This window comes from Cardiobacterium valvarum, from assembly GCF_900460955.1.
In the GTDB taxonomy this organism is placed as follows: domain Bacteria; phylum Pseudomonadota; class Gammaproteobacteria; order Cardiobacteriales; family Cardiobacteriaceae; genus Cardiobacterium; species Cardiobacterium valvarum.
Genome location: NZ_UFUW01000001.1, coordinates 2,535,831 through 2,559,744 on the forward strand (window position 1 = coordinate 2,535,831; position 23,914 = coordinate 2,559,744).

Here is a 23,914-nt window from a genome sequence, read left to right on the forward strand (position 1 = left end):
CAATGTGAAGAAACCCCCATGCTATAATCCGCGCGCTGCCGCGCTCCGGCGGGCTTTCCCACCAAAATCTCAAAAAAACATCACGCGAGCCATACCCATATGAACATCGGCATCGACCAACTCAGCTTTTACACCCCGCACTACTACCTTGAGCTCGCCACCCTCGCCGCCCAGCATCATATTGACCCGGATAAATACCGCCTCGGCATCGGCCAGGAGCGGATGAGCATCCCCCCGCACGACGAAGACATCATCAGCATGGCCGCAAATGCCGCCGCCCCCATCCTGCGCGACTGCGGCACGGACAGCATCGACACCGTCCTTTTCGCCACCGAAAGCAGCGTGGACCAGGCGAAATCCGCCGCTGTCAGCGTGCACCGCCTACTTAACCTTCCCGCCAACAGCCGCACCGTCGAACTCAAACAGGCCTGCTACAGCGCCACCGCCGCCCTGCAATTCGCCTGCGCCCTTATCGCCCGCCAGCCCACGCGCAAAGTCCTCATCCTCGCCTCCGACATCGCCCGATACGATCTGAACGGCCCTGCCGAGCCGACCCAGGGCGCTGCCGCCGTCGCCATGCTCATCAGTGCCGAGCCGCGCCTCGCCGTCATCGCCCCGGAAAGCGGCCTGTACAGCGAAGACATCATGGATTTCTGGCGGCCGAACTACCGCAAAACCCCGCTGGTGGATGGCAAATACTCAACGCTGGCCTATCTGAAAGCCCTCGAACACGCCTGGCAGGACTACCGCGCCAAGGGCGGCCTGCCCTACGATGCCCACGCCGCCTACTGTTACCACCTGCCCTTCAACAAAATGGGCATCAAGGCGCATGCCCACCTCGCCCGCATCAACAACACCCGCGCCGAAGACGCCACCCTCGCCCCCGGCCTGACTTACAGCCGCGATACCGGCAACAGCTACACCGCTTCGCTCTACACCAGCCTCGCCGCGCTGCTCGACAACCGCGACGACCTCGCCGGTAAAACCGTCGGCCTCTTCAGCTACGGCTCCGGCTGCACCGGCGAATATCTTGCCGCCACTATCAGCGCCGACTACCAGGCGCACCGCCGCCGCGACGCGCACCGCGCCCTGCTCGCTGCACGCCGAGAAATCGACTACCCCACCTACCTTGATTACTGGCACGCCCCGGATGGCGCAAGCGATGTGGAAATGCCGCACGATAACCCTGCCCCCTACCGCCTCGCTGCCATCAAAAACCACCGCCGCTATTACGACGGTCCGGCAAGCGTCTGAAACCCGCCAAGCGGGATAAAACGGGGTTTCCCATGTGAACAGCAACCAGATGACCATGAACGACGAATACGACTTCAGCCGGACACGCCGCAATCCCTACACTGCACAGCTCAAACAAGCCGTTATCATCCCGCTTGACGCAGACAGTGCCGCCTGCTTCCAGACCCTGGCGGAAGAGTTGCATACCACCACTGAGGCCTTAATACACCAATATCTCCAGGATTGCGTCAAACAACAGCGCAAACCACAACACCACTGGACGTAACGAAACGCCCATGAACGCCCACGACACTATTACCCGCGCCCGCGCCCCCGGCAAAATCATCCTCAGCGGCGAACATGCCGTTGTTTATGGCGCGCCTGCCATCGTCTGCGCTATCACGCGCTACACCACCATCGGCTTCGCCCCCATCCACCGCAGCCGCACCATCCGCACCGCCCTCGCCGGTATTTCCGCCGGCAAGCACTACCGCACCGCCGCGCTGCATCGTCTCAAAGACGAACTTGACCGCCGCTTCGAACAATACGACCGGGGCGAGCGCGCCGTGCAAAACATCCTGCGCCGCCCGGACGACCTCGTCATCTACAGCCTCGCCACCCTGCTGCGCCATCTGCCGTTGCCCGGTTTCAGCGCGGGCAGCCGCCTGCCTGTGCCCGGCCGCCTCAGCAGCCACAGCGAATTGCCGCTCGGCGCGGGCATGGGCTCCTCCGCCGCCGCCATCGCCGCCACCCTCGTCCTCTACGAACACCTGCTTGGCCGCCCGATGAGCGACCAGCAGCGCTTCGAGCGTGTCCGCTTCTGCGAACGCCTGCAACACGGCAAAGGCAGCGCCATTGACGCCACCGCCACCGTCTATGGCGGCCTGCACATCCTGCGCGACGGCACACCGACACCGCTTGCCGCCAACCTTGGCAGCGGCTGGTACTGGATACTTTCCGGCATCCCCATCGTCAGCACCGGCGAATGCGTCGCCCATGTGCGCCAGCAGCATGGCAACGATACGGCTCTGTGGCAGTGCTTTGCCGACACGACCACTACCCTGCAAGAAGCGCTCGCCACGGGTGCCGACCCGCGTCCCGCCCTGCGCGAAAACCACCGTCTGCTGCAACACATCGGCACCGTTCCTGCGCCTGCCGCCGCACTCATCGCTGCCATTGAAACAGCAGGCGGCGCGGCAAAAATCAGCGGTGCGGGCGCGCATCGCGGCGCGGGCGGCGGCATCGTCCTCGCCTACCACCCCGACCCGCAGGCCATCCCCGCCCTGCTTGCCGCTCAACCGGCTCTGACCTGGGACGCACTGCACATCGCCCCGCGCGGCGCGCATATCCTGCCCAATGACGATACCGTCACCGCGCCCGCCCCGCTGGCGGCGGTTCCGGGCTGAACGGCAGCACGAAAAAAGCGGGCTTGCTGCCCGCTTTTTTGTTTTGGTGTCATGCCCTTATGCCAGCACACCCGTTTCATTGAGGATGAAGAGCAGCGCGAAGCCGAAGAGATAGACCAGGCCGACCAGCGCCAGCACGTTCATGGAAGCAGAAAGGCGGTGTTTTTTATCTTGCCGTACCAGCCCGTAATTGAGCCAGGCGAAGACCGGCGCGGCGAGGAAGGCGGTGATCATGGCGAAGCGCAGCAACTCGCCGAGTGCCCCCTGGAACCACAGGATCAGCGCCACGGCAGAGATGGAAACCCAGAGAATCCAGGCGAAGAGTTCTCGTGTGCGGAAGAACGGCTTGCCGCGCACCAAGCGCGTCGCTTCGGCAATCGCGCGCGGATAGCCGTCGATAACGGTGATCGTCGTGCCGTACATGCAGGCAAAGGCGATGAAGGCCACCAGTGGTCGCGACCAGTCGCCAATCGTCACCGCATACATATTAATGAGCTGTCCGACGTATTTGCCGCCCCCCATCTGTACCGCTTCGCCGTTGCCGTATTGCACGAATGCACCGAGGGCGAGGAAAAACAGCGCCAGCACAGCACTGGTGATAAAGCCGACGTTGAAATCAAACATGCCGTCGCGATAGTTCGCCGGGTTGTGGCGTTGCTTGGCGGTGAGCCACAGCGAGTTGATGGCGGAAATCTCGATCGGCGCCGGCATCCAACCCATCAGGGCAATGATGAAAGGCAGGGCGGCGAGCGTCCACGGCGAGGGTTCGACGAAATCCGCCTGCATCTGCATCCCTTTCGAGGCGGCAATGCCCGCAGCGATGACGGTCGTGATGCTCAGACTGACAACGATGATCTTCGACAAGGTGTCAAGCGCCTTGTAGCGTCCCATGAAAAGGATGAACACGCAGGAAGCGATGAGCAGCACCGACCACATATTGACCGACAGCGGCAGGCCGGGCAACGCCGTCTTGACGATCACTGCTGTGAGCAGCGCCACCGCCGCTGCGCTGATGGTGGAAGAAAGGAAGCACATCACCAGGAACACCCACAGGTAGGCGCGGCTTTTTTCGGCATAGCCTTCGATCAGGCTTTTGCCGCTATCTAGCGTGTAGTGCGCGCTGAAACGGAAAAACGGGTACTTGAAGAGATTGGTCAGGACGATAATCAGTGCCAGCTGCCAGCCGAACCGCGCCCCTGCCTGGGTAGAGGCGACCAGGTGCGAGCCGCCGATGGCGGCGGAGGCCATGAGAATGCCGGGACCGAGGGCGCGCAGGCGGCTGTGCCAGGTGGAAGCGGAAGAAATTTGCAATGCGGGGGAAAGCGTCTGGGTAGTCAAAACAACCTCCTGTGGAAAAAGCGCGCATTGTAGCGGAATCAGCTGATTTTTCCAGGTTTATTACTAGGAATTGTCGTATTTACCTCAATATCGAGAGGAAATGCCCTGTAAATTGGCAAATATAGGGAATATTCCCTATATCGCAGAACAAGACCGTTACTTGCCAATACGGCGACGGAAACAAGCCGCACCCCCACGCTTCCACTATACTGCGCCGCGTTTTTCCGGAGGTTTTATGGTTACAGCAACATGCGGGGCGGGGCAATGAGCGCGCCCGCCGCCAGACTGGTACTGCTCGGCGTGCTCGGCAACGCCGTCCTCGCCCTTATCAAGGGCACGGCGGGGATTCTCGGTAATTCTTACGCGCTGATTGCGGACGCTATCGAATCCACCACCGACATCTTTTCTTCACTGCTGCTCTATTTCGGCCTGCGCCTCGCCGGTCGCCCGCCCGATGCCAACCATCCTTACGGCCACGGGCGGGCAGAATCGCTCACCACCTTCATCACCGTCGCCTTCCTCCTCGCTTCGGCAGGCATCATTGCCTACAAAAGCGTCGTCCACATCATTACCCCGCATAAGGTGCCCGCACCCTTTACCCTCGTTGTGCTGCTCGCGGTGGTGGTGGTGAAAGAGGGGCTGTTCCGCTTTTTCCACCGTAAAGGCGACGAAGCGGGCAGCGGCGCCCTGGAAGCGGAGGCCTGGCACCACCGCAGCGATGCGCTGACTTCGCTGGCCGCCTTTTTCGGTATCACGGTGTCGCTCGTTATGGGCAAAGGCTGGGAAAGTGCCGACGACTGGGCGGCGCTGGTCGCCGCCGCCATCATCTTTTACAACGCCTGGTGCATCTTCCGCCCGGCGCTGGCCGACATCATGGATGAAGACCGTTTCGGCGACCTGCGGCAGCGCATCATCGCAGCGGCAGAGCAGGAAGAAACGGTGCAGGCGGTGCAGGAATGTCTGGTGCGCAAGATGGGCAGCGCCTTCGTCGTCGATTTGTGTCTGCGGGTGGACGAAACCCTGAGCGTCGCCAGCTTGTGCGTGATGAAGGAACGTCTGCGCGCCCGCCTTGCCGCCGCAGAAGCCCGCCTCAGCCGCGTCTTCATCGAATGCAACGGCTGCCACCCCTGCCCGCCGCCCGCGTCCGAAAATCCCGGTCGTGCTGAGGTATAAACATTTGAAAAAAGACTTTTTCCCGCAGGCAGGCCGCATGGATTTCACGCAGACCCCACTATAAGATGCCCGCTTTGCAACGAGGAGAAAACATGACAAACATCATCTGGCGCAGCCACCCTGCGCCGTCGCTGTCCGGCACGGTGCGCGTGCCTGGCGACAAATCCATTTCCCACCGCGCCATCATGCTCGGCGCACTCGCCGACGGCACCACGCATATCAGCGGTTTTCTTGAAGGCGAGGACTGCCTCGCTACCATGCGCGCCTTTCAGGCGATGGGCGTTGCCATTGAGCATCACGGCGAGGGCCGGGTGACGGTGCATGGTGCCGGTCTGCACGGCCTGCGCGCGCCCACCGCCCCGCTGGATGTCGGCAACAGCGGCACCAGTATGCGTCTCATGGCGGGGGTGCTGGCCGGGCAGCCGTTTGCCAGCGAACTGATTGGCGATGCGTCGCTGATGCAGCGGCCGATGCGCCGTGTGACCGAGCCGCTGGCGCTGATGGGCGCGGAGATTGCAACCAGCGAACGCGGTACGGCGCCGCTCGCGATTCACGGCAAACCGCTACACGGCATCCGTTACACGCTGCCAATCGCCAGCGCGCAGTTGAAGTCCGCACTGCTGTTCGCGGGGCTGTACGCCGAGGGCACGACGTTCATCGCGGAAACCGGCATCAGCCGCGACCACAGCGAGCGGATGCTGCGCGGTTTCGGCGTGGCGGTGCAGCAGGATGGCGCGACGCTGGCGATTCGCGGCGGACAGCGTTTGACCGCGCGCGATGTGGTCGTGCCGGGCGATGTGTCGTCAGCGGCATTTTTCCTCGTCGCGGCGCTGATTGCGCCTGAGGGCGAGTTGCTGCTGGAAAACGTCGGCATGAACCCGACCCGCGCGGCGGTCGTCGAGATTCTGCGCGCCATGGGCGGCGACATCACCGTGGTAAACCCGCGTGAAGCGGGCGGCGAACCGATCGCCGATTTGCGTGTGCGCGCTTCGCGTCTGTACGGCATCACCATTGACGAGGCGCTGGTGCCGATTGCTATTGACGAGTTCCCGATTATTTTTATCGCCGCCGCCTGCGCCGAGGGCGAGACGCGGGCCAGCGCGCTGCACGAATTGCGCGTCAAGGAAAGCGACCGTCTCGCGGTCATGACGGCTGGGCTGCACGCCCTGGGCGTGGATTGCGGGGCGGGTGAAGACTCTATGCGCATTCGCGGCAAGGCCGGTACAGCGTTTGCAGGCGGTCAGGTGGCAAGCCACGGCGATCACCGCATTGCGATGAGCTTCGCCGTCGCCGCCCTGCGCGCCGCCGCACCGGTTGAGATTTTGGATTGCGCCAACGTTGCCACGTCGTTCCCGACCTTCCGCGCGCTGGCACAAGGGGTTGGGATGCAGATTGAGGAAAGCCATGCGTAAAGTCATCACCGTGGACGGCCCAAGCGGGGTCGGCAAGGGCACGCTGTGCCAGAATCTCGCCCGCGAACTGGGCTGGGCCTATCTTGATAGCGGCGCGCTTTACCGCCTGCTGGCACTGCGCGCGCTGGCGGTAGGCAAGGCGGATGCGGCAGCGGCAGAGATTGCCGCACTCACCACAGATTTACAGATTGATTTCCGCCTGGATGCAGATGGCTGCACGGTGCTGTTAAACGGCGAACCCGTCGGCAACGAATTGCGCAGCGAGCGCTGCGGCAATGCCGCCTCAAAAATTGCCGCTTATCCGGAAGTACGCACCGCCCTGCTGGATTATCAGCGCCATTTCGCCGGTGAGGCGCCGCTCGTTGCCGATGGCCGCGATATGGGCACGATTGTTTTCCCCACCGCGCCGCTCAAGTTTTTCCTGACTGCGTCAAGCGAAATCCGCGCCGAGCGGCGCCATAAGCAGTTGTTAGCAAAGGGAGAATGTGTTAATGTGCGCGACATCTACGCAGAGCTTGCCGAGCGCGACAAGCGCGACCAAACCCGCAGCGTAGCCCCGCTCAAACCAGCTTCGGACGCGGTGATCATCGACACGGGCAAACTGTCGATTCAGGACGTGCACCAGCAAGTTTCCAAGGAAATTGCCGCACGTTTTTCTTTTTCCTAACCCTTTTATCAACCAGAGAACTCTATGGAATCATTTGCTGAGCTTTTTGAAAAAAGCATCGAAACCGCCGAACTCAAACCCGGCTCCATCATCAAGGCCGAAGTCGTACAAATCAACAAAGACTTCGTCGTCCTGAACGCCGGACTCAAATCCGAGGGCTTCATCCCTGCCAGTCAGTTCACCGATGAAAACGGCAACCTCACCGTCGCCGTCGGCGACAGCGTTGAAGTCGCCCTGGAAGCGCTGGAAGACGGTTTCGGCGAAACCAAAATCTCGCACGAAAAAGCCCAACGCATCCGCACCTGGGAAGTGTTGGAACAGAAATTCAACGACAGCGAAACCATCACCGGCATCATCTCCGGCCGCGTCAAAGGCGGCTTCACCGTCGATGTCGAAGGCGTCAAGGCATTCCTGCCCGGTTCTCTGGTCGATGTCCGCCCGGTCAAAGACCCCGCCCTCAGCGAAGGCAAAGAAATCGACTTCAAAATCATCAAACTCGATCAAAAACGCAACAACATCGTCATCTCCCGCCGTGCCGTTCTCGAAAACGAATACAAGGCCGAGCGTGACGAAGTCCTGAAAAACCTGCAAGAAGGTGATGTCGTCAAGGCAGTGGTCAAAAACCTCACCGATTACGGTGCCTTCCTCGACATCGGCGGCGTGGACGGCCTGCTGCACATCACCGACATGGCGTGGAAACGCATCAAATACCCGTCCGAAGTGGTCAACATCGGCGACGAAGTCGAAGTCAAGGTCCTCAAATTCGACCGCGAACGCGCCCGTGTCTCCCTCGGCCTGAAACAGCTCGGCTCCGACCCGTGGGGCGACATCGCCGAACGTTACCCGGTCAACAGCCAAACCCGTGGCAAAGTCACCAACATCGCTGACTACGGCGCCTTCGTGGAAATCGAAGACGGCGTTGAAGGCCTTGTCCACGTCTCCGAAATGGACTGGACCAACAAAAACGTCAACCCGCGCAAATTTGTCGCCGTTGGTCAGGAAGTGGATGTCATGATCCTGGAAATCGACCCGGAACGCCGCCGCATCTCGCTCGGCATGAAGCAATGCCAACCGAACCCGTGGCAGGAATTTGACCGCAAATTCAACAAGGGCGACCACGTCAAGGGGCAAATCAAATCCATCACCGACTTCGGCGTCTTCATCGGCCTGGAAGGCGGCATTGACGGTCTCATCCACCTCTCCGACCTCTCCTGGGATGAAAACGGCGAAGAAGCTGTGCGCCATTACCAGAAAGGTCAGGAAGTCGAAGCCATCATCCTCGCCATTGATGCCGAACGCGAGCGCATCTCGCTGGGTGTCAAGCAGCTCAGCCAGGATACCTTCGCCGCCTTCGCCTCCGCCAATGGCCGTGGCAGCGTCGTCAAGGGCACCGTGAGCGAAGTGGATGAGCGTCAGGCCGTCATCAAGCTGAGCGACGACATCAACGGCATCCTCAAAGCCAGTGAAGCCGCTATCGAACGCGTTGAAGACCTGAGCAAACTGCTCTCCGTCGGCGACGAAATCGAGGCGAAAGTCATCAGCGTTGACCGCAAACACAAAACCCTCAACCTGTCTATCCGCGCCAAAGACGTGGCGGACGAAAAAGCCGTCATCCAGGACTACACCCGTAAAGAAAACCACGGCGGCACCTCGCTCGGCGACATCTTCAAAGAGCTGGGCAATAACGACAACTAAAAAACGTCAATCCTTTGCCGCCGCGTCAGCGGCGGCAAACCGTCTTTATAGTTGAATAGATAAAAAAGCGTAACAAGGCGCGTCGCCGCAGACAGTACAGGTAGTACGGCAAGGCGACGCAACGCTGTTACGATTTTTTAGATGTTTAACTATATATCCCGTAGCTACCAGGCTGCGGTTATCCACAACAGCATTCACCAGGCCGCCCCGAGGCGACACCACAAAAAACGCAATGGAGCGAACATGACCAAATCGGAACTGATTGACCGCCTCTGTATGCGCTACCCGCAACTGCGCAGCCAGGACGTCGAAGAAACCGTCAAACTGATCATCGAAAAAATCTGCCAAAGCCTGGAAAAAGGCGACCGCGTCGAAATCCGTGGTTTCGGCAGCTTTTCCCTGCACTACCGTGAGGCGCGCACCGGACGCAATCCGAAAACCGGCGAATCCGTTGAGGTTCCGGCCAAATCCATCCCCTACTTCCGCGCCGGCAAAGAACTGCGCGAACGGGTGGACGAAAATGACGCGTAAACGCACACCACTAAACAAACAACAACAGCGCCGCCTCGCGGCGCTATTTATATCCTTCCTGCGCGGCAAAAAGAGCCTCGACAAAGTCATCATCTTGGTTTTGAGCGGTGTCATCATGCTCGCCTTCGCTGCCTGGCCGCACAAAGAAGGGCGCAGCAACGACAGCGGCAGCCATGATGCCTTTCACGGGCAAAACGGCCAAACCTACCGCTGTGCGCTGAAAAAAATCTACGACGGCGACACCGTCACCGCCCGCTGCAACGGGCAAAAAGGCCAACAGGAAATCCGCATCCGCCTCGCCGGTATCGACGCGCCGGAAATGGGGCAAAAACCCTTCGGCGAAGAATCCAAACGCGAACTCGGCAAGCGTCTCGGGCAAAACTTCGATATGCACTATCTTGGCCCCGACTACTACCAGCGCAGCCTTGGCACCCTGTTTGTGTACGGCCGCAACATCAACCTGCAAATGGTTGAAGACGGCTACGCCTTCGCCTACGACAGCAAAGATACCCCCGCCGCCTATAAACAGGCAGAAAAAAATGCCCGCGCAGCACGCCGTGGCTTCTGGCACAAAGGCAAAAACCAGCAGCCCATCAACCCGAAAATCTGGCGTCGCCACCACCTCTGAACCATGCGTAAATACCTCGTCCCTCTCCTGCTCGCCTTCAGCCTTACTGCCTGCACGCCGCCGCAAGCGGCAAAAACAGCGGATCTCTGTGCCTATCTGCCACTTAACGGCGAAAAAAACCGCATCCGCGACGATAACACCCGTCAGCATTATGACCGCGCCGCTGATGCCGTGAGCGACATCACCGCGCATGGTGATGACAGCAAACGTAAACACTGCGGGCAGACCTTCCACAGCGCGGCAGACGATACCGCCCTCTATGCCGACATCAGCACCACGCTCGGCGCCGCCTGGCAACAGCAGGAAACCCGCTCCATTGGCGGCTTCACCATCGCCCTTTGGCAAAGCCGCAGCAACTTTTGGCCGAGGCAGCACTATGCCCTCATCAGCCCTCCCGCTACGGCGCACGGCGAACCCCGCTTGCTACGCAGCCTCTACATCACCAACAGCGATAGCGGCTTAAACGGCACCGTTGTCTTCGGTACCATCCTCATCACCCTCGCCATCGTGCCTATCGCCATCGCCGTCCCCTTCTGGCGGAAGCGACGCCGTCAACGACCGCATGCCTCCTGAAGCGTCGGCGCTGCTAGCTGTGACGCTTCGGTATGCCATTGCTTAATCTTATTCCCATCCCGGTTTCATTCCCGGGATTGCTATTACGTCTTCTAAAAAACTCTCGCGCGCCGCTTCAACCGCGCTGAACGCCTGCGCATCATCGGTGACATCGTGCTTGCTGATGAGGGGGCTCACCTGCCTGTTGTCACTCCTTCTTACGCTGGAGGACTTCCCGCTCGGCCTCATCCCGCCGATGCTCTGCTATGGCGGGTTGGACGATGCGGCGGTACTGCGGGTCAATGTTGGCAGGCGCCAAGCGGTGTAATTGCGGGCTTCCCAGGTGCAATCCATATCCATCCCCGGTTTGTCCCTTATGCCTTTTTGGCATAAAGCGCGCGCAGGCGGCGTTTTATACTCGCCCGCCCGATTGCAAGAGTATTCATCATGTCGCCTGTTTCCACTTTGCCCCGTCCGCGCCGTTTGCAGGTGTTGCCCGGTTTCGGTCTGTCGCTGGGGTTGTCGCTGTTTTTTGTTGCGTTGGTGCTGTTGCTGCCGCTCACCGGCCTGGTCATGAATGTGGCGCGGTTGTCGCTGACGGATTATTGGGCGGTGATTTCTGATGCTCAGGTGCTGGCGGCGTTCCGCGTGACGCTGTGGGCGACGGCCTGGGCGTCGCTGGTGAACGCGGTCTGCGGACTGCTACTGGCCTGGGTGTTGGTGCGTTATCGTTTTTTCGGGCAGGGGATGGTCGATGCGCTCGTCGATTTGCCGTTTGCCCTGCCCACGGCGGTAGCGGGGATTGCCCTTGCTGCTCTTTTTGCCGCCGATGGCTGGCTGGGACGGCCACTTGCCGCGCTGGGCGTGCAGGTGGCGTTTCAGCCGCTGGGGATTGTGGTGGCGATGGTCTTTACCAGTATTCCGTTTGTGGTACGCGCGGTGCAGCCAGTGTTGGAAGCGCTACCGCGTCAGGTAGAGGAGGCAGCGGCGACGCTGGGCGCACGTCCCTGGCAGGTGTTTTGTCGCGTGATTCTGCCGCTGCTCTCGCCGGCGCGGTGTTGTCGTTCGCGCGCAGTCTGGGCGAGTTCGGCGCGGTGTCGGTGGTATCCAGCAATATTCGCGGCGCGACGATGACGTTACCGCTCAATGTGGAATTGTTGTATCAGGATTATCAGGCGGCGGCTGCATTTGCCAGCGCGATGCTGCTGGTGCGTATTGCGTTCGCGACGCTGGCGTTGAAAGCCTGGGTCGCGCGGCATGAGGAGCATGTATGAGTATTGAGGTTGTTCAGTTACACAAGCGTTTCGGCGAGTTTCCGGCGCTCTTGCCCACGGATTTGCGCATTGAGACGGGCGAAATGGCGGCGCTCCTGGGCCCGTCCGGCAGCGGCAAGACGACCCTGTTGCGCCTGATTGCCGGGCTGGAATCGGCGGACGGCGGGCGCATCGTCCTGAATGGCCGCGATGTGACCAATGTCCCCGTGCGTGCGCGCCATATCGGCTTTGTCTTCCAGCATTACGCGCTCTTTAAGCACCTGACCGTTGCCGATAATGTCGCTTTTGGGCTTACCGTGTTGCCGCGCGGGCAGCGTCCGGCGAAAAACGTCATCCGGCAGAAGGTCGCACAACTACTGGAAATGGTGCAGCTCGCTACCTTCGGCAGCCGTTACCCGGCGCAACTGTCCGGCGGGCAGCAGCAGCGGGTAGCGTTGGCACGGGCGCTGACCACCACGCCGGAAGTTGCCCTCTTCGACGAACCTTTCGGCGCGCTGGACGTGCAAGTGCGCCAGGATTTGCGTCAGTAGCTGAAAGGTCTGCAACGCGAGCTGGGCTTCACCGGTGTTTTCGTCACCCACGACCGCGAAGAAGCACTTGATCTCGCTGACCGCATCGTAGTGATGCGCCACGGCGCGATTGCGCAAAACGCTGACCCGCAACAGCTCTACGCCGCGCCCGCCGATGCGCAAGTCTTCGCCTTCATGAGTGAAACGCAGCGTTTTTCTGCGCACTTCGCCGCACACATCGTGCACAGCAGCCATGCCTTGGCGAAAGTCGAACAGCCACTTGCCGACGGCAACGGCGAACCCGCCCTGCGCGTACAGGACATCGAACTCGCCGACCATCCGCCAGACCATGTGAAACTGCCGCTGGTCATCAACAACGTCACCCTGCTCGGTGCGAACTACCGCATCACTGTGCATAACCTGTGCTGGGGCAATGATGCGCGCTGGCAACTGCCGCTGGCGGCGCAAGTCTTCCGCCGCCAGGCGTTACAAACGGGACAGCGCGTGTACATCAAACCGCGCCAGCTTTATTTCCTGCGTGAGGGCGGCACGGTAGAGGCGCTGCTGCATGAGCGGGACGGCGTGGTGCAGCCAGCATAAACCCAGGTTTTATTCCTCTTGACGGAATCAGTATTTATCCCGCCTGCTACCCCTTTTCAGCAAACCCTAAGTGAGGCTGACAATCAACGCTTTTTCTAAATAGTTGAGGCAATAGTGCTATAATCGCGCGGCTTTCAACCCACAAACCAGGAGATAAAACTCATGACAATCAAAGTCGCCATCAACGGATTCGGACGTATCGGCCGCCTCGCTCTGCGCCAAATGGACAAAGCGAAAAATATCGAAGTCGTCGCCGTCAACGACCTTACCCCGGCCGACATGCTGCTGCACCTTTTCAAATACGACACCTCGCAAGGCCGTTTCCACGGCACCGCCGAACTCAAAGGCGACAGCCTCGTCGTCAACGGTAAAGAAATCAAAGTTTTCTCCAACGCTAACCCGGAAGAACTGCCGTGGGGCCAATTGGGTGTAGACGTCGTCCTCGAATGCACCGGCTTCTTCACCAGCAAAGACAAAGCCGAGAAACACATCAAGGCCGGCGCGAAAAAAGTCGTCATCTCCGCACCGGGCGGTAACGATATCAAAACCATCGTTTACAACGTCAACCACAAAATCCTCGACGGTAGCGAAACTGTTATCTCCGGCGCATCCTGCACCACCAACTGCTTGGCACCGATGGCCAAAGTCCTGCAAGACAAATTCGGCATCGTCGAAGGCCTGATGACCACCATCCACGCCTATACCGGCGACCAGATGACCCTTGACGCCCCGCACCGCAAAGGCGACAAACGCCGCGCCCGCGCCGCTGCCGCCAACATCGTGCCGAACAGCACCGGTGCCGCCAAAGCCATCGGCCTCGTTATCCCCGAACTGCAAGGCAAATTGGATGGCGCCGCACAACGCGTGCCTGTCACTACCGGTTCCCTGACCGAACTTGTCACCGTCCTAGAGAAAAAAGTCACTGCCGAAGAAGTCAATACCGCGATGAAAGCCGCTGCCAACGAATCCTTCGGCTACACCGAAGAAGAACTGGTCTCTTCCGACATCGTCGGCATCAGCGAAGGCTCACTCTTTGACGCCACGCAAACCAAAGTGATGACCGTCGGGGACAAACAGCTGGTGAAAACTGTCGCTTGGTATGACAACGAAATGAGCTACACCAACCAGCTCATCCGTACCTTGGCCTACTTTGCCAGCCTCATCAAGTAATCACGACTTGCATGAAAAAACCGCCCTTCGGGGCGGTTTTTTATTGCTGCTTCTCCCGCTTGACTTCGTGGCTTCAGCTGTGGGGCACATAGCTAAATTTTTAGGCGGGGTTTTAACGGCTAGGAAGGGATACCTTCCTGTATCAGCCGCGCTGGAGGCGCAGCCAGTTCTGATAGTGCTCTTCGTAGCCTTCAATATTTTTGCGGTAGCGAGCAAGTGCACGTTCTTCCAGCGGGCGGCGCTTGTGATCGCTGAGACAGCCGTCGCAGTGTTCCGCCATTTCGTGGGCGAGAGCGCTGAAGGTTTCCCAGTCTTTGACGGGTTCCTGGCTGACCGGCAGTTGTAGCACCAGCATGAGGCCTTCGTAGTTGTGTTCCGCGTTATCCAGATTTTGCGGGAAGATACCAGGGCGGCGCACGTCCAGCATGGTGCAGAAGATTTCGCGTCCGCCGGCACCGATGAGTTCATAGGTCTGGTTGGGCGAGTATTGCAGGCCGAAGGCTTGCACGAGACGGGAGATAGTTTTGCCGCTGAACGGGTGATTGTTCGGCGCCATGATGGTGAGCGGGACGATCAGCTCCGGTGGTTTGCTGCGTGGCTTGGGCGGAGCGCTGTTTTTGCTGCCGCCGAAGATACCAGGGTTGAGGCGGCTGGTTTTGCGGTTATGTTCAGCAGGCGGGGCATCAAGGGTTGAGCCCCGGTATTTGGGATGGCCGTCGTGTATGTCGCGCTCGCGGTCGCGCTGGCGTTTGATCATGAGGGAGGTGCCGGCAATGGCGACGAGGATGATGATGGCGGCGGTGATGCGCAGTAACAATACGGATGGGTTGGTCATGGTTCCTAGGCTCCGAGTATGTCTTCAAGACGGTACATGAGGTAATCGTCTATGGCGTGGCCTTCGTTTTCACTGAGTGCAAAGTGGCGCACGCTGCGGTGTCGGCGGTGCACTTCTTTTTTGTCTCCGCAGACGAGATAGTGCCAGTCGGGCAGGTTTTTGCCTTCATGGCGCAGGCGGTAGGCGCAGCTGGGCGGCAGCCAGGAGTAGTCCTGGCGCGGCAGTTCGCGCAGGCTGAGGCAGTCCGGCACTTGGGTGTGACGGCAGGGGTAGTCGCGGCAGCGCCCGCTGTGAATGTCCAGTAGTTTGCAAGCAACACGGGAGAAGTACACTTCTCCCGTATCAATATCTTCCATTTTGTTCAGGCAGCACAGTCCGCATCCGTCGCAGAGGGCTTCCCATTGGTTGTCGGTCAGGCGTTCAAGGGGTTGTCGCCACCATTGGTCATCGTGTTGGTGCAATTCAGGGGGTTTCCGGCATATGTAGTCCCTGCATGTAGCGGGCGACGGCTTCGATTTGTTTGGGGGTGAGTTTCTCCGCCACGTCACGCATCATACCGTTCGGGTCGTTGCCGCGCACGACGAGGCTGCTCGGGTCGGTTTCGCTCGCCTGCTGGTCAAAGAGAGCCGAGGTCTTGAAGGCATCCAGCTGGGTACGGGTGTATTTGGCATGCTGCCCGGAGACGCGCGGGAAAGCGGCCGGTTCGATACCATCACCGGCGGGGCCATGGCAGGCCATGCAGGCGGGGATACTTTTTTCGAGATTACCACCGCGATAGAGTGCTTCGCCAAGCGCCAGCAGTTCTTCGGGATTTTCCCCTGCGCCTTCGGTCGTAGCGGGTGGCGGTGTTTGCGCTGCGAAATAGGCGGCGACGTTGACGATGTCTTCGTCGGCCAGTAAGGCAGCTTGCGGCTGCATGATAAGGCTCGGACGCTCGCCACTCTTGAAATCACGCAATTGTTTTTCCAGGTATTTTTGTCCTTGTCCCGCCAGTATCGGCCATTCGGGGTTGCTGCTTGCTCCACCGGGTCCGTGGCAGGCGGCACACACAACCGCTTTTTCTTCACCCGCTTTGATATCGGCAGCTTGTACCCAGCCGGCAACGGCGATGGTCAGGATTGTCACTATGCCTTTTTTCATGACTTGCTCCGCAAGATTTTTCTTTTGTTGTTTATCAGGGGCCTGATATAGAATTTCAGGCGGTTTTTCTGCATTTTACAAGAGATGAATAGTCGTTACCAGCAGGCGGTTTTTGCCTTTTCCGCCAATCGCGAGGCGCAATTTCCACCTGATTCGCGTGTCGAAATCGCCTTTGCCGGCCGCTCGAATGCCGGCAAGTCGAGTGCGCTAAATACGTTGACGAATCAGAAGACGCTGGCCCGGGTGTCGCGCACGCCGGGGCGGACGCAGCTCATCAATTATTTTGCCCTGCCTGATGCAGGGTGTTTTTTGGTCGATTTGCCGGGTTATGGTTATGCCGAAGTGCCAGAGCAGGTGCGCGCGCACTGGCAGGCCCTGCTTGGCCGCTATTTGTTGCAACGCGAGGTGCTGCGCGGGGTGGTGCTATTGATGGATATCCGCCACCCGATGAAGGAACTGGATATCCGCATGCTGGAATGTTGTGCCGAGCGGCAGTTACCCGCGCATGTGTTGTTGACGAAGGCGGACAAGCTCAGTCGTAGCATGGCAGAGAAACAATTGCGCGCGTTGCGTAGTGAGTTGGTGAACTGGCATGCGCCGTTTTCGGTGCAGCTCTTTTCCAGTTTGAAGCGGCTGGGGCTGGCCGAACTGGTGGCACAACTGGATGCGTGGATGGAGGTGGCTCATGCTGAATGAGTTGCTCAATGCCGGTTTGTCGCCGTGGGTATTGTTGCCGCTGCTGCTGGTAGCGATGGTGGCGGGGTTTGTCGATACGCTGGCCGGTGGCGGCGGGATGTTGACGGTGCCGGCGCTGATGCTGGCATTGCCGCCAGATGCGGCGTTGGCCACAAACAAGTTGCAGGGCAGTTTCGGTACGCTGTCGGCAACTTGGTATTTTGTCTGCCGTGGCCAGATTCGTTTTCGTAAATTGTTGCCCGGGATTATCGCCTGTGCGCTCGGTGCTGCGGCGGGAGCGGCCGTGGTGCAGTGGCTGCCGCCCGATCTGTTACGCAAGGTGTTGCCGCTGCTTTTGGCAACAGTCGCCCTGCTATTCATTTTTATGCCGTCGCTGGGCACGATGGAGCGGGAAGCACGTCTGCCTTATGGCCATTTTGTCAGCGGCGCGCTTTTCCCGCTCGGTTTTTATGACGGCTTCCTCGGCCCGGGTACAGGCAGTTTCCTGATGCTGGCACTGATTGCCTTGCGCGGCTACACCTTGCAAAACGCGACGATAGAGGCGAAGGCGTATAACGCCACCACCAATCTGATGTCGCTCTTCGTTTTTCTGGCCGGCGGTCGGGTAATTTGGCTGGTTGGTCTGATGATGGCGGTCGGGCAGTTGCTCGGGGCGCGTCTTGCGGCCGGGTTGATTATCAGCAAGGGGAACCGCCTGATTCGTCCGGCGGTTATTACGATGTCACTCTTGATGAGCGGTTATTTGGCCTATCGTTTCTGGTTTTAGCGGCGGCGTTCGGTGGTGCGCGCCGCCAAAGCAGTGAGTGCGGTTTTGTAGTCGTTGTCAGGGAAGGAGGCAAGTGCTTGCACTGCTTCGTCTGCCAGGCGCGCAGCGGCTTCGCGGCTGTAGGACAGGGCATCCGTTGCTTGCAATAAGGCCATCACTTCACCGATCGCCTCGCGTTCGCCCTGCTCGATGATGTGGCGCAGACGCGCTTTGTCGGCGGCAGGTAATTGCTGCTGGGCGCGGATGAGCGGCAGGGTCGGTTTGCCCTCAGCGAGGTCGTCGCCTAGCGCTTTGCCAATCAGCGCTTCATCGCCGGTGTAATCCAGCAAATCGTCCATAATCTGGAAGGCCATGCCGAGTTTGCGGCCATAGACGGCGAGTCGTTCGCTTTGTGCCGGATCAAGGCCGGCCAGCAGTCCCGCCACTTTGCAGGCAGCAGCGAACAGCACGGCGGTTTTCAGCTCGATGACGCGGTAGTAGCGGGTTTCATCAACATCGGGATCGTGCATGTTGCCGAGCTGCATCACTTCGCCCGCCGCAATGAGGTTGACCGCATCGGCCATCATGGCGATGGCGTCGCTGTTGCCGGTGCGCACCATCAGCTGGAAGGCGCGGGTATAGAGGAAATCGCCGACCAGGACGCTGGCGGCATTACCAAAGGCGATGTTGGCGGACGGTTTGCCACGGCGCAGCGCGGATTCATCCACCACGTCGTCGTGCAGCAGGGTGGCGTTATGGATAAATTCGATGAAGGCGGCGGCGGTGATAGCGTGTTCGTCGCGATAGCCGCACAGTCCGCAGCTCAACAGGGTCAGCAGCGGGCGGAAACGCTTGCCGCCGTCGCCAATGGCGTACTGCATCACTAGTTCCGCCAGCGGCACTTCCGCCCGCATTTCAGCCTGCATCAACGCTTCGGTTTGTGCCATTTCGCGCTGGATGAGTTGCCGGATTGCTGTGTCGTCCATCTGTGTTCCCATGAAGTTGTTACGGAGTTGAAAGGAAAGGCGGCATTGTAGCCGATAGCCTCCGCAGGCGACAAAACCGCGCCACGACGCCGCTTGGCGAAGCCCCAGCACAGGGCCCCGACAAGCGGCGAATCTTCGTTGTGCACGAAGCTGGTCAGACCATCATCAGAAATAGCGCAGCCACAGGTAGATGTGCGACAGCAGGATGGTGAAGAGCATCAGTGGGAAAGCGTATTTGGCGAACTGCACCATGCCGATGGGCTGTTTGGCGCGCTCGGCAAAGGCAGCGACGGTGAGGTTGGCACTCGCACCGATGAGGGTGCCGTTGCCGCCGAGGCAGGCGCCCAAGGCCAGCGCCCACCACACCGGTTCGAAGGTGAGCGGATCGATGCCGGCTCCTGCCGATTGCAGGAGTGGAATCATGGTGGCGACGAAGGGGATGTTGTCCAGCACGGAGGAAAGGATGGCTGAGACCCACAGCACCGCATAGGCCATTTTCGGCACATCGCCATTGGTGGCGGCGATGAGTTTGTGCCCGAGCACGTCAAGCAGGCCGCTTTGTTCGACGGCGCCGACGATAATGAAAAGCCCCATGAAGAAGAAGATGGTGATCCACTCCACTTCAGCAAAGGCGTGGTGGACGTTTTCCGTTTGCTTTTCCGCCGGCTGCTTGCCGTAGGCGAGCAGCATCAGCAGCGCCGCGCCGGAAAGCGCCACCGTGCCGGGTTCAACGCCAAGCGGGTGCCCAACGAAGAAACCGAGGAGGACGAGGGCGAAGACGCCGATACATTTTTTCAGCAGTTTTGGGTTGGTAATCGCCTCTTTTTCATTGAAACGCATGATGGCGGCGCGGGCGCGCAAGGTGGTTTTCAGGTTACGGCGGTGTACCAGCCACAGCATGGCGGCGACGGTCACCATGATGATGAGGGCGATCGGCGTCATGTGGTAGATGAATTCACCGAAGCTGAGGCCATTTCTTGAGCCGATGATGATGTTCGGCGGGTCGCCGATGAGGGTTGCCGTGCCGCCGATGTTGGAGGCGAGGATGGTGGCAAAGAGGTAGGGGAAGGTGCGGACTCTGAGCTGCTCAGTAATCAGCAGCGTCACCGGCGTGATGAGCAGCACCGTCGTCACATTATCCAGCAGGGCGGAAAAGAGCGCGGTGATGCCTGAGAGCATCAGCATGATGCCGACCGGGTCGGCGCGCACCCACTTCGCCGAGCGGATGGCAACGTACTGGAACACGCCGGTTTTCGCGGTGATGTTGACCAGCATCATCATGCCGGTAAGCAGCCACAGCGTGTTGAAATCCACCTTTTCCAGCGCTTGATGCTGATTGAGCAGGCCGCAGTAAATCATCAACATCGCGCCGAGCAGTGCCGTGACCGCGCGGTTGAGTTTCTCCATGATGAGGACGATATAGACGATGACCAGAATGATGCCCGACGACCACATCGGGTCAAGACCGAAGATCACATGAGACGCCTGCATGATTCCCCCTATGCGGCCCTGATGATGCTATCCAGAATACTGCTGATGCTGACCAAACCAAGATAGTAGCGGCTGCCCTTTGCCAGCACGACGCCGTGACTGCGGCGGCTACGGTAGAGCAGGTATAGCGCCTCCATCAGGCTGGTGTCGGGTGTGCACTGCGGTACTTCGTCGCGTATCAGGTAATCGGTAATCGGATCTTCATAATGCTCGCGCAGGCGCTGGAGCAGTTCGCTAGGCGTGGTCTTCATGAAATTCAGCTCTGGCGGATTCATCTCGCGACCGAGATTGGCGGTGAGGCTGCGTGGCAGCAGCAGTTCCACCAGCGACCTGCTGTTGAAAATACCGACAAAATCACCGGCGTCATCGACTACCGGGAAAAAGCGCTCATTGCGGTGATGGATAGCGGCAAACGCGCCGGCAATGGACATCGCCGGATGCAACGTCGGGTGGTTAGGCAGCCTCACATCACGACAGGTGTAGTTCATAAAAGCCTCCTTGAAGTGGGAAGAGCAATAATTGTAGCGTGAAAAACCACATCTAACCTCATTCTTCCACAAAAATGCCACCGCTTGCCCATGTCCGTCGCCGCATCGCATCCATAGTGGCGGCAAGCGGTACCAATGTCGGCTTTGCAGATCAAGGCAGCCGGTAACAAAAAGCCCGTCTGGCGACGGGCTTGCGGGCAATCCTCGGCAGCGGGATCGTGTTGCCGCCGGGCGGCATAAATAACAGGGATTGCCGCTAAGCGGGATGTAAACTGGGTTTGCGCTAATAGAGGTAAACGCTGGTTTTTATCCCCCCCTTCCGGCCTTCGGCCTCCTTCCCCCGCAAGCGGGGGAAGGGATTTTTTTTGTGCGGAATGCGGAATTAGGCAGCCGCCAAGCGGCGTAATTACTGGGTTTGTGGCGACTGCCAAGCGGGATGGCTCTGAATGTTTACAACGCTGCGACTTTTTCCCGCTGCGCGCGCAGGGCGGCGACGGTTTCTTCGTCGCTGGCGAGTTGGGCGCGGGTCTGTTCGACCAGGGCGGCGGGGGCACTGGCGGTGAAGCGAACGTTTGCGAGCTGTCCGCTGAGGCGGGCGATGTTTTGTTCGCGTTTGGCGATTTCTTTGTCGAGGCGGGCGAGTTCGGCGGTCTTGTCGATGAGGCCGGCGAGCGGGATCATGTTTTTTGCGCTGCCGACCATGAAGGCGGCGGCTTCGGGTTCGGCTTCACCGTCAGCGAGGACGCGTACGCTGTCGAGGCGGCCCAGTGCGAGCAGGCTGCGTTCCTGGGCGGCAAGGTAGCCTCTGGCGTTATCGTCCAGGCCGCTGATGATGAGCGGCAGCGGTTTGCCAGGGGCGATGTTCATGTCGGCGCGGATTTTGCGCACGCCAAGCAGGGTTTCTTGCAGCCAGGCGATTTCGGCGTCGGCTTGCGGGTCTTCGCCGTTGCTTGCCGTCGGGTAGGCTTGGGTCATGAGGGTGTCGCCCGCTGTGCCGAGCAGAGGCGCGGTTTGTTGCCAGATTTCTTCGCTGATATAGGGCATGAGCGGGTGGATGAGACGTAGCGCTTGTTCGAGGACGTCGAGCAGGGTGTGACGGGTGCGCGCTTTTTCGGCGTCATCGTCGTTGTGTTTGCCGAGGACGGGTTTCGCGAGTTCGAGGTACCAGTCGCAGTACTGGTTCCAGATGAAGTCGTACAGGGCTTGCGCAGCGAAGTCGAAGCGGTAGGTGTCAAACGCTTCGCGCACGCTGCGGATGGTGCGGTCGAGTGCGCCGTAGATCCAGCGGTCGGCAGCGCTTTTTTCTTTGACGGGGGCAGCGGTGATGCTTTGGCCTGCGGTCTGCATTTGCACGAAGCGGGCGGCATTCCACAGTTTGTTGCAGAAGTTGCGGTAGCCTTCGACGCGTTTGGTGTCGAAGACGATGTCGCGGCCCATGGTCGCTTGCGCGGCGAAGGTGAAACGCAGGGCGTCGGTGCCGTAAGCGGCGATGCCGTCCGGGTATTCTTTGCGGGTCTGCGCGGCGATTTTTTCGGCTTTTTGTGGCTGCATCATGCCGCTGGTGCGTTTTGCGACCAGGGCTTCGCCGTCGATGCCGTCGATGATGTCGAGCGGGTCGAGGACGTTGCCTTTGGATTTGGACATTTTCTGTCCTTCGCTGTCGCGCACGAGGCCGTGGATGTATACCTCGCGGAAGGGGACTGCGCCGTTCATGCAGTACATGCCCATCAGCACCATGCGCGCCACCCAGAAGAAGATGATGTCGAAGCCGGTAACGAGGACGTTGCCGGGGTAATAGGTTTTGAGATCGGCGGTGTCGTCCGGCCAGCCCTGGGTGGCGAACGGCCACAGCGCGGAGGAGAACCAGGTGTCGAGCACGTCTTCGTCCTGTGTCAGCGGATGTTCGGCGGCGAGGCGGTATTTTTCGCGCACGGCGGCTTCGTTTTCGGCGACGTACACGTTGCCGTCGGCGTCATACCAGGCGGGGATGCGGTGCCCCCACCAGAGTTGGCGCGAGATGCACCAGTCTTGCAGGTTTTCCATCCAGTTGTAGTAGGTGTTTTTCCAGTTGTCCGGCACGAATTTGATGCGGCCATCGCGCACGGCGTCGAGCGCGGGCTGGGTGAGCTTGGCCATGCCTTTGTCGCTGGACAGGTCCACGAACCACTGGTCGGTGAGGTAGGGCTCGATGACGACACCGCTGCGGTCGCCGTAGGGGCGTTTCAGGGTGTGCGGTTCTACTTTTTCCAGTAATCCGGCAGCATCAAGGTCGGCAACGATTTTCTCCCGCGCCACCCAGCGGTCGAGGCCACGATATGCGGCGGGGACATTGTCGTTCAGGGTGGCATCGGGGTTCATCAGGTTGATGACTTCCATGGTGTGCCGCTGGCCGACGGCGTAGTCGTTGAAGTCGTGCGCGGGGGTGATTTTCACGCAGCCGGTACCGAAGTCCATTTCGACGTATTCATCAGCGATGATGGGGATAACGCGCTCGGTCAGCGGGACGTGCACCATTTTGCCGAGCAGGTGGCGGTAGCGTTCATCATCAGGATGCACGGCAAGTGCACCGTCAGCGAGGATGGTTTCCGGGCGGGTGGTGGCGATGTGCATGTACTGCCCGTCTAGCCCCTGTCCGGCGACGAAGGGATAACGGACGTGGTACATGTGGCCGTTTTCTTCGCGGTTTTCGACTTCGAGGTCGGAGATGGCGGTTTTCAGCACCGGGTCCCAGTTGACGAGACGCTTACCGCGATAGATAAGGCCGTCGTCGTAGAGTTTGACGAAGAGGGTGCGCACGGCGCGCGAGAGGGCGTCATCCATGGTGAAGCGCTCGCGCATCCAGTCGAGCGAGGCACCCAGGCGGCGCAGTTGCCGCATGATTTGCCCACCGGATTCGGCTTTCCATTCCCACACTTTGGCGGTGAACGCTTCGCGGCCGAGGTCGTGCCGCGTTTTGCCCTGCGCGTTCAGCTGGCGCTCGACGACCATTTGTGTCGCGATGCCGGCATGGTCGCTGCCCGGCTGCCACAGGGTGTTGTCACCGAGCATGCGGTGGTAGCGGATGAGGGCGTCCATGATGGTGTCCTGGAAGGCGTGACCCATGTGCAGGGTGCCAGTGACGTTCGGCGGTGGAATCATGATGGCGTAGGGCTTGCCGCTGCCGCTGGGGGCGAAGTAGTTGCCCTTTTCCCAGCGGTCGTACCATTTGTTTTCGATGTCGGCGGGTTGGTAGCGGGTGGCCATGCCGTCTGTGTTCATGATTACCTCGGTGTCATTAAGAAAAGCGCGGATTTTAGCATGGGGCGGGATGCGCCCGGCGGGGCCCCCCGCGCAACCACAAGGTTG

At 60.0% G+C, this 23,914-nt stretch carries 24 protein-coding genes and 1 pseudogene; 16 read left to right on the top strand and 9 right to left on the bottom strand.

Going from position 1 to position 23,914, the window contains the following annotated elements:
* The first annotated feature begins 99 nt into the window (after positions 1-99).
* Genes DY250_RS12295 through DY250_RS12305 form a run of 3 tightly spaced genes read left to right on the top strand, consistent with a single transcriptional unit; the run spans position 100 to position 2,639 of the window.
* A complete protein-coding gene (locus DY250_RS12295) occupies positions 100-1,254 on the top strand; it encodes a hydroxymethylglutaryl-CoA synthase (RefSeq protein WP_115612533.1) in 1,155 nt (384 codons plus the stop codon).
* Between the two features lie 34 nt (positions 1,255-1,288).
* A complete protein-coding gene (locus DY250_RS12300) occupies positions 1,289-1,519 on the top strand; it encodes an antitoxin (RefSeq protein ID WP_218565595.1) in 231 nt (76 codons plus the stop codon).
* Positions 1,520-1,529: 10 nt separating this feature from the next.
* Positions 1,530-2,639 (top strand): mevalonate kinase family protein, encoded by a 1,110-nt coding sequence (locus DY250_RS12305; RefSeq protein WP_115612534.1) that lies wholly within the window; start codon positions 1,530-1,532, stop codon positions 2,637-2,639.
* 57 nt (positions 2,640-2,696) lie between these two features.
* On the opposite strand, the gene DY250_RS12310 is transcribed toward DY250_RS12305, so the two are convergent.
* Positions 2,697-3,887: an NRAMP family divalent metal transporter gene (locus tag DY250_RS12310; protein WP_218565641.1), complete on the bottom strand. Its 1,191-nt coding sequence runs from the start codon at positions 3,885-3,887 to the stop codon at positions 2,697-2,699.
* Between the two features lie 354 nt (positions 3,888-4,241).
* Between DY250_RS12310 and DY250_RS12315 the strand changes: the two genes are divergently transcribed.
* From DY250_RS12315 to DY250_RS12345, 7 genes are all read left to right on the top strand, one after another.
* Positions 4,242-5,150, top strand: a complete 909-nt coding sequence (locus DY250_RS12315; RefSeq protein ID WP_245951128.1) for a cation diffusion facilitator family transporter — start codon at positions 4,242-4,244, stop codon at positions 5,148-5,150.
* Positions 5,151-5,242: 92 nt separating this feature from the next.
* The gene (gene aroA / locus DY250_RS12320) at positions 5,243-6,562 is read left to right on the top strand and encodes a 3-phosphoshikimate 1-carboxyvinyltransferase (RefSeq protein WP_115612537.1); all 1,320 of its coding nucleotides are present in this window, start codon (positions 5,243-5,245) and stop codon (positions 6,560-6,562) included.
* Complete coding sequence (gene cmk, locus DY250_RS12325) at positions 6,555-7,229, top strand: (d)CMP kinase (protein WP_115612538.1); 675 nt, start codon at positions 6,555-6,557, stop codon at positions 7,227-7,229. Before aroA ends, cmk begins: the two co-directional genes overlap by 8 nt.
* A gap of 24 nt (positions 7,230-7,253) precedes the next feature.
* Complete coding sequence (gene rpsA, locus DY250_RS12330; RefSeq protein ID WP_115612539.1) at positions 7,254-8,924, top strand: 30S ribosomal protein S1; 1,671 nt, start codon at positions 7,254-7,256, stop codon at positions 8,922-8,924.
* A gap of 141 nt (positions 8,925-9,065) precedes the next feature.
* Positions 9,066-9,455 (top strand): integration host factor subunit beta, encoded by a 390-nt coding sequence (locus tag DY250_RS12335; RefSeq protein WP_172542370.1) that lies wholly within the window; start codon positions 9,066-9,068, stop codon positions 9,453-9,455.
* Positions 9,445-10,083, top strand: a complete 639-nt coding sequence (locus DY250_RS12340; RefSeq protein ID WP_115612540.1) for a thermonuclease family protein — start codon at positions 9,445-9,447, stop codon at positions 10,081-10,083. Before DY250_RS12335 ends, DY250_RS12340 begins: the two co-directional genes overlap by 11 nt.
* 3 nt (positions 10,084-10,086) lie before the next feature.
* Complete coding sequence (locus DY250_RS12345) at positions 10,087-10,656, top strand: hypothetical protein (RefSeq protein ID WP_115612541.1); 570 nt, start codon at positions 10,087-10,089, stop codon at positions 10,654-10,656.
* 48 nt (positions 10,657-10,704) lie between these two features.
* Here the strand turns inward: DY250_RS12345 and DY250_RS14800 are convergent, their stop codons facing one another.
* Positions 10,705-10,833: a hypothetical protein gene (locus DY250_RS14800; RefSeq protein ID WP_281270390.1), complete on the bottom strand. Its 129-nt coding sequence runs from the start codon at positions 10,831-10,833 to the stop codon at positions 10,705-10,707.
* 249 nt (positions 10,834-11,082) lie between these two features.
* Between DY250_RS14800 and cysT the strand changes: the two are divergent.
* The 4 genes and pseudogenes from cysT to gap all read left to right on the top strand — a co-directional run bounded on the left by cysT (position 11,083) and on the right by gap (position 14,188).
* A pseudogene (cysT, locus tag DY250_RS12350) lies at positions 11,083-11,909 on the top strand (sulfate ABC transporter permease subunit CysT).
* Positions 11,906-12,439, top strand: coding sequence for a sulfate/molybdate ABC transporter ATP-binding protein (locus tag DY250_RS15170; protein WP_218565599.1), 534 nt, complete (start codon positions 11,906-11,908; stop codon positions 12,437-12,439). Before cysT ends, DY250_RS15170 begins: the two are co-directional and overlap by 4 nt.
* 93 nt (positions 12,440-12,532) lie before the next feature.
* The gene (locus DY250_RS15175) at positions 12,533-13,018 is read left to right on the top strand and encodes an ATP-binding cassette domain-containing protein (protein ID WP_218565600.1); all 486 of its coding nucleotides are present in this window, start codon (positions 12,533-12,535) and stop codon (positions 13,016-13,018) included.
* Between the two features lie 162 nt (positions 13,019-13,180).
* On the top strand, positions 13,181-14,188 hold the full coding sequence (gene gap / locus DY250_RS12360; protein ID WP_006986316.1) for a type I glyceraldehyde-3-phosphate dehydrogenase: 1,008 nt from the start codon (positions 13,181-13,183) through the stop codon (positions 14,186-14,188).
* A gap of 142 nt (positions 14,189-14,330) precedes the next feature.
* Here the strand turns inward: gap and DY250_RS12365 are convergent, their stop codons facing one another.
* From DY250_RS12365 to DY250_RS12375, 3 genes are read right to left on the bottom strand one after another with little or no spacing between them, the layout of a single operon-like run.
* Positions 14,331-15,023 (bottom strand): cell division protein ZipA C-terminal FtsZ-binding domain-containing protein, encoded by a 693-nt coding sequence (locus DY250_RS12365; RefSeq protein ID WP_115612542.1) that lies wholly within the window; start codon positions 15,021-15,023, stop codon positions 14,331-14,333.
* Between the two features lie 5 nt (positions 15,024-15,028).
* Positions 15,029-15,484 carry a YcgN family cysteine cluster protein gene (locus tag DY250_RS12370; RefSeq protein WP_115612543.1) on the bottom strand — a complete coding sequence of 152 codons (456 nt, stop codon included), beginning with the start codon at positions 15,482-15,484 and terminating at the stop codon, positions 15,029-15,031.
* A 1-nt stretch (position 15,485) separates the two neighbouring features.
* Complete coding sequence (locus DY250_RS12375; protein ID WP_115612544.1) at positions 15,486-16,163, bottom strand: c-type cytochrome; 678 nt, start codon at positions 16,161-16,163, stop codon at positions 15,486-15,488.
* A gap of 84 nt (positions 16,164-16,247) precedes the next feature.
* On the opposite strand from DY250_RS12375, the gene yihA reads away from it, so the two are divergent.
* Complete coding sequence (gene yihA, locus DY250_RS12380) at positions 16,248-16,859, top strand: ribosome biogenesis GTP-binding protein YihA/YsxC (protein WP_115612545.1); 612 nt, start codon at positions 16,248-16,250, stop codon at positions 16,857-16,859.
* Positions 16,849-17,625, top strand: coding sequence for a TSUP family transporter (locus tag DY250_RS12385; RefSeq protein ID WP_115612546.1), 777 nt, complete (start codon positions 16,849-16,851; stop codon positions 17,623-17,625). The genes yihA and DY250_RS12385 overlap by 11 nt, the downstream gene beginning before the upstream one ends.
* Here DY250_RS12385 and DY250_RS12390 read toward each other — a convergent pair.
* The 4 genes from DY250_RS12390 to DY250_RS12405 all read right to left on the bottom strand — a co-directional run bounded on the left by DY250_RS12390 (position 17,622) and on the right by DY250_RS12405 (position 23,827).
* The gene (locus tag DY250_RS12390; protein ID WP_245951129.1) at positions 17,622-18,590 is read right to left on the bottom strand and encodes a polyprenyl synthetase family protein; all 969 of its coding nucleotides are present in this window, start codon (positions 18,588-18,590) and stop codon (positions 17,622-17,624) included. The two genes, DY250_RS12385 and DY250_RS12390, sit on opposite strands and share 4 nt — an antisense overlap.
* Positions 18,591-18,755: 165 nt before the next feature.
* On the bottom strand, positions 18,756-20,081 hold the full coding sequence (locus DY250_RS12395; protein WP_115612548.1) for an ArsB/NhaD family transporter: 1,326 nt from the start codon (positions 20,079-20,081) through the stop codon (positions 18,756-18,758).
* Between the two features lie 8 nt (positions 20,082-20,089).
* The gene (locus DY250_RS12400; RefSeq protein ID WP_115612549.1) at positions 20,090-20,569 is read right to left on the bottom strand and encodes a CBS domain-containing protein; all 480 of its coding nucleotides are present in this window, start codon (positions 20,567-20,569) and stop codon (positions 20,090-20,092) included.
* Positions 20,570-21,019: 450 nt separating this feature from the next.
* The gene (locus DY250_RS12405) at positions 21,020-23,827 is read right to left on the bottom strand and encodes a valine--tRNA ligase (protein WP_172542372.1); all 2,808 of its coding nucleotides are present in this window, start codon (positions 23,825-23,827) and stop codon (positions 21,020-21,022) included.
* Positions 23,828-23,914: the final 87 nt, after the last annotated feature.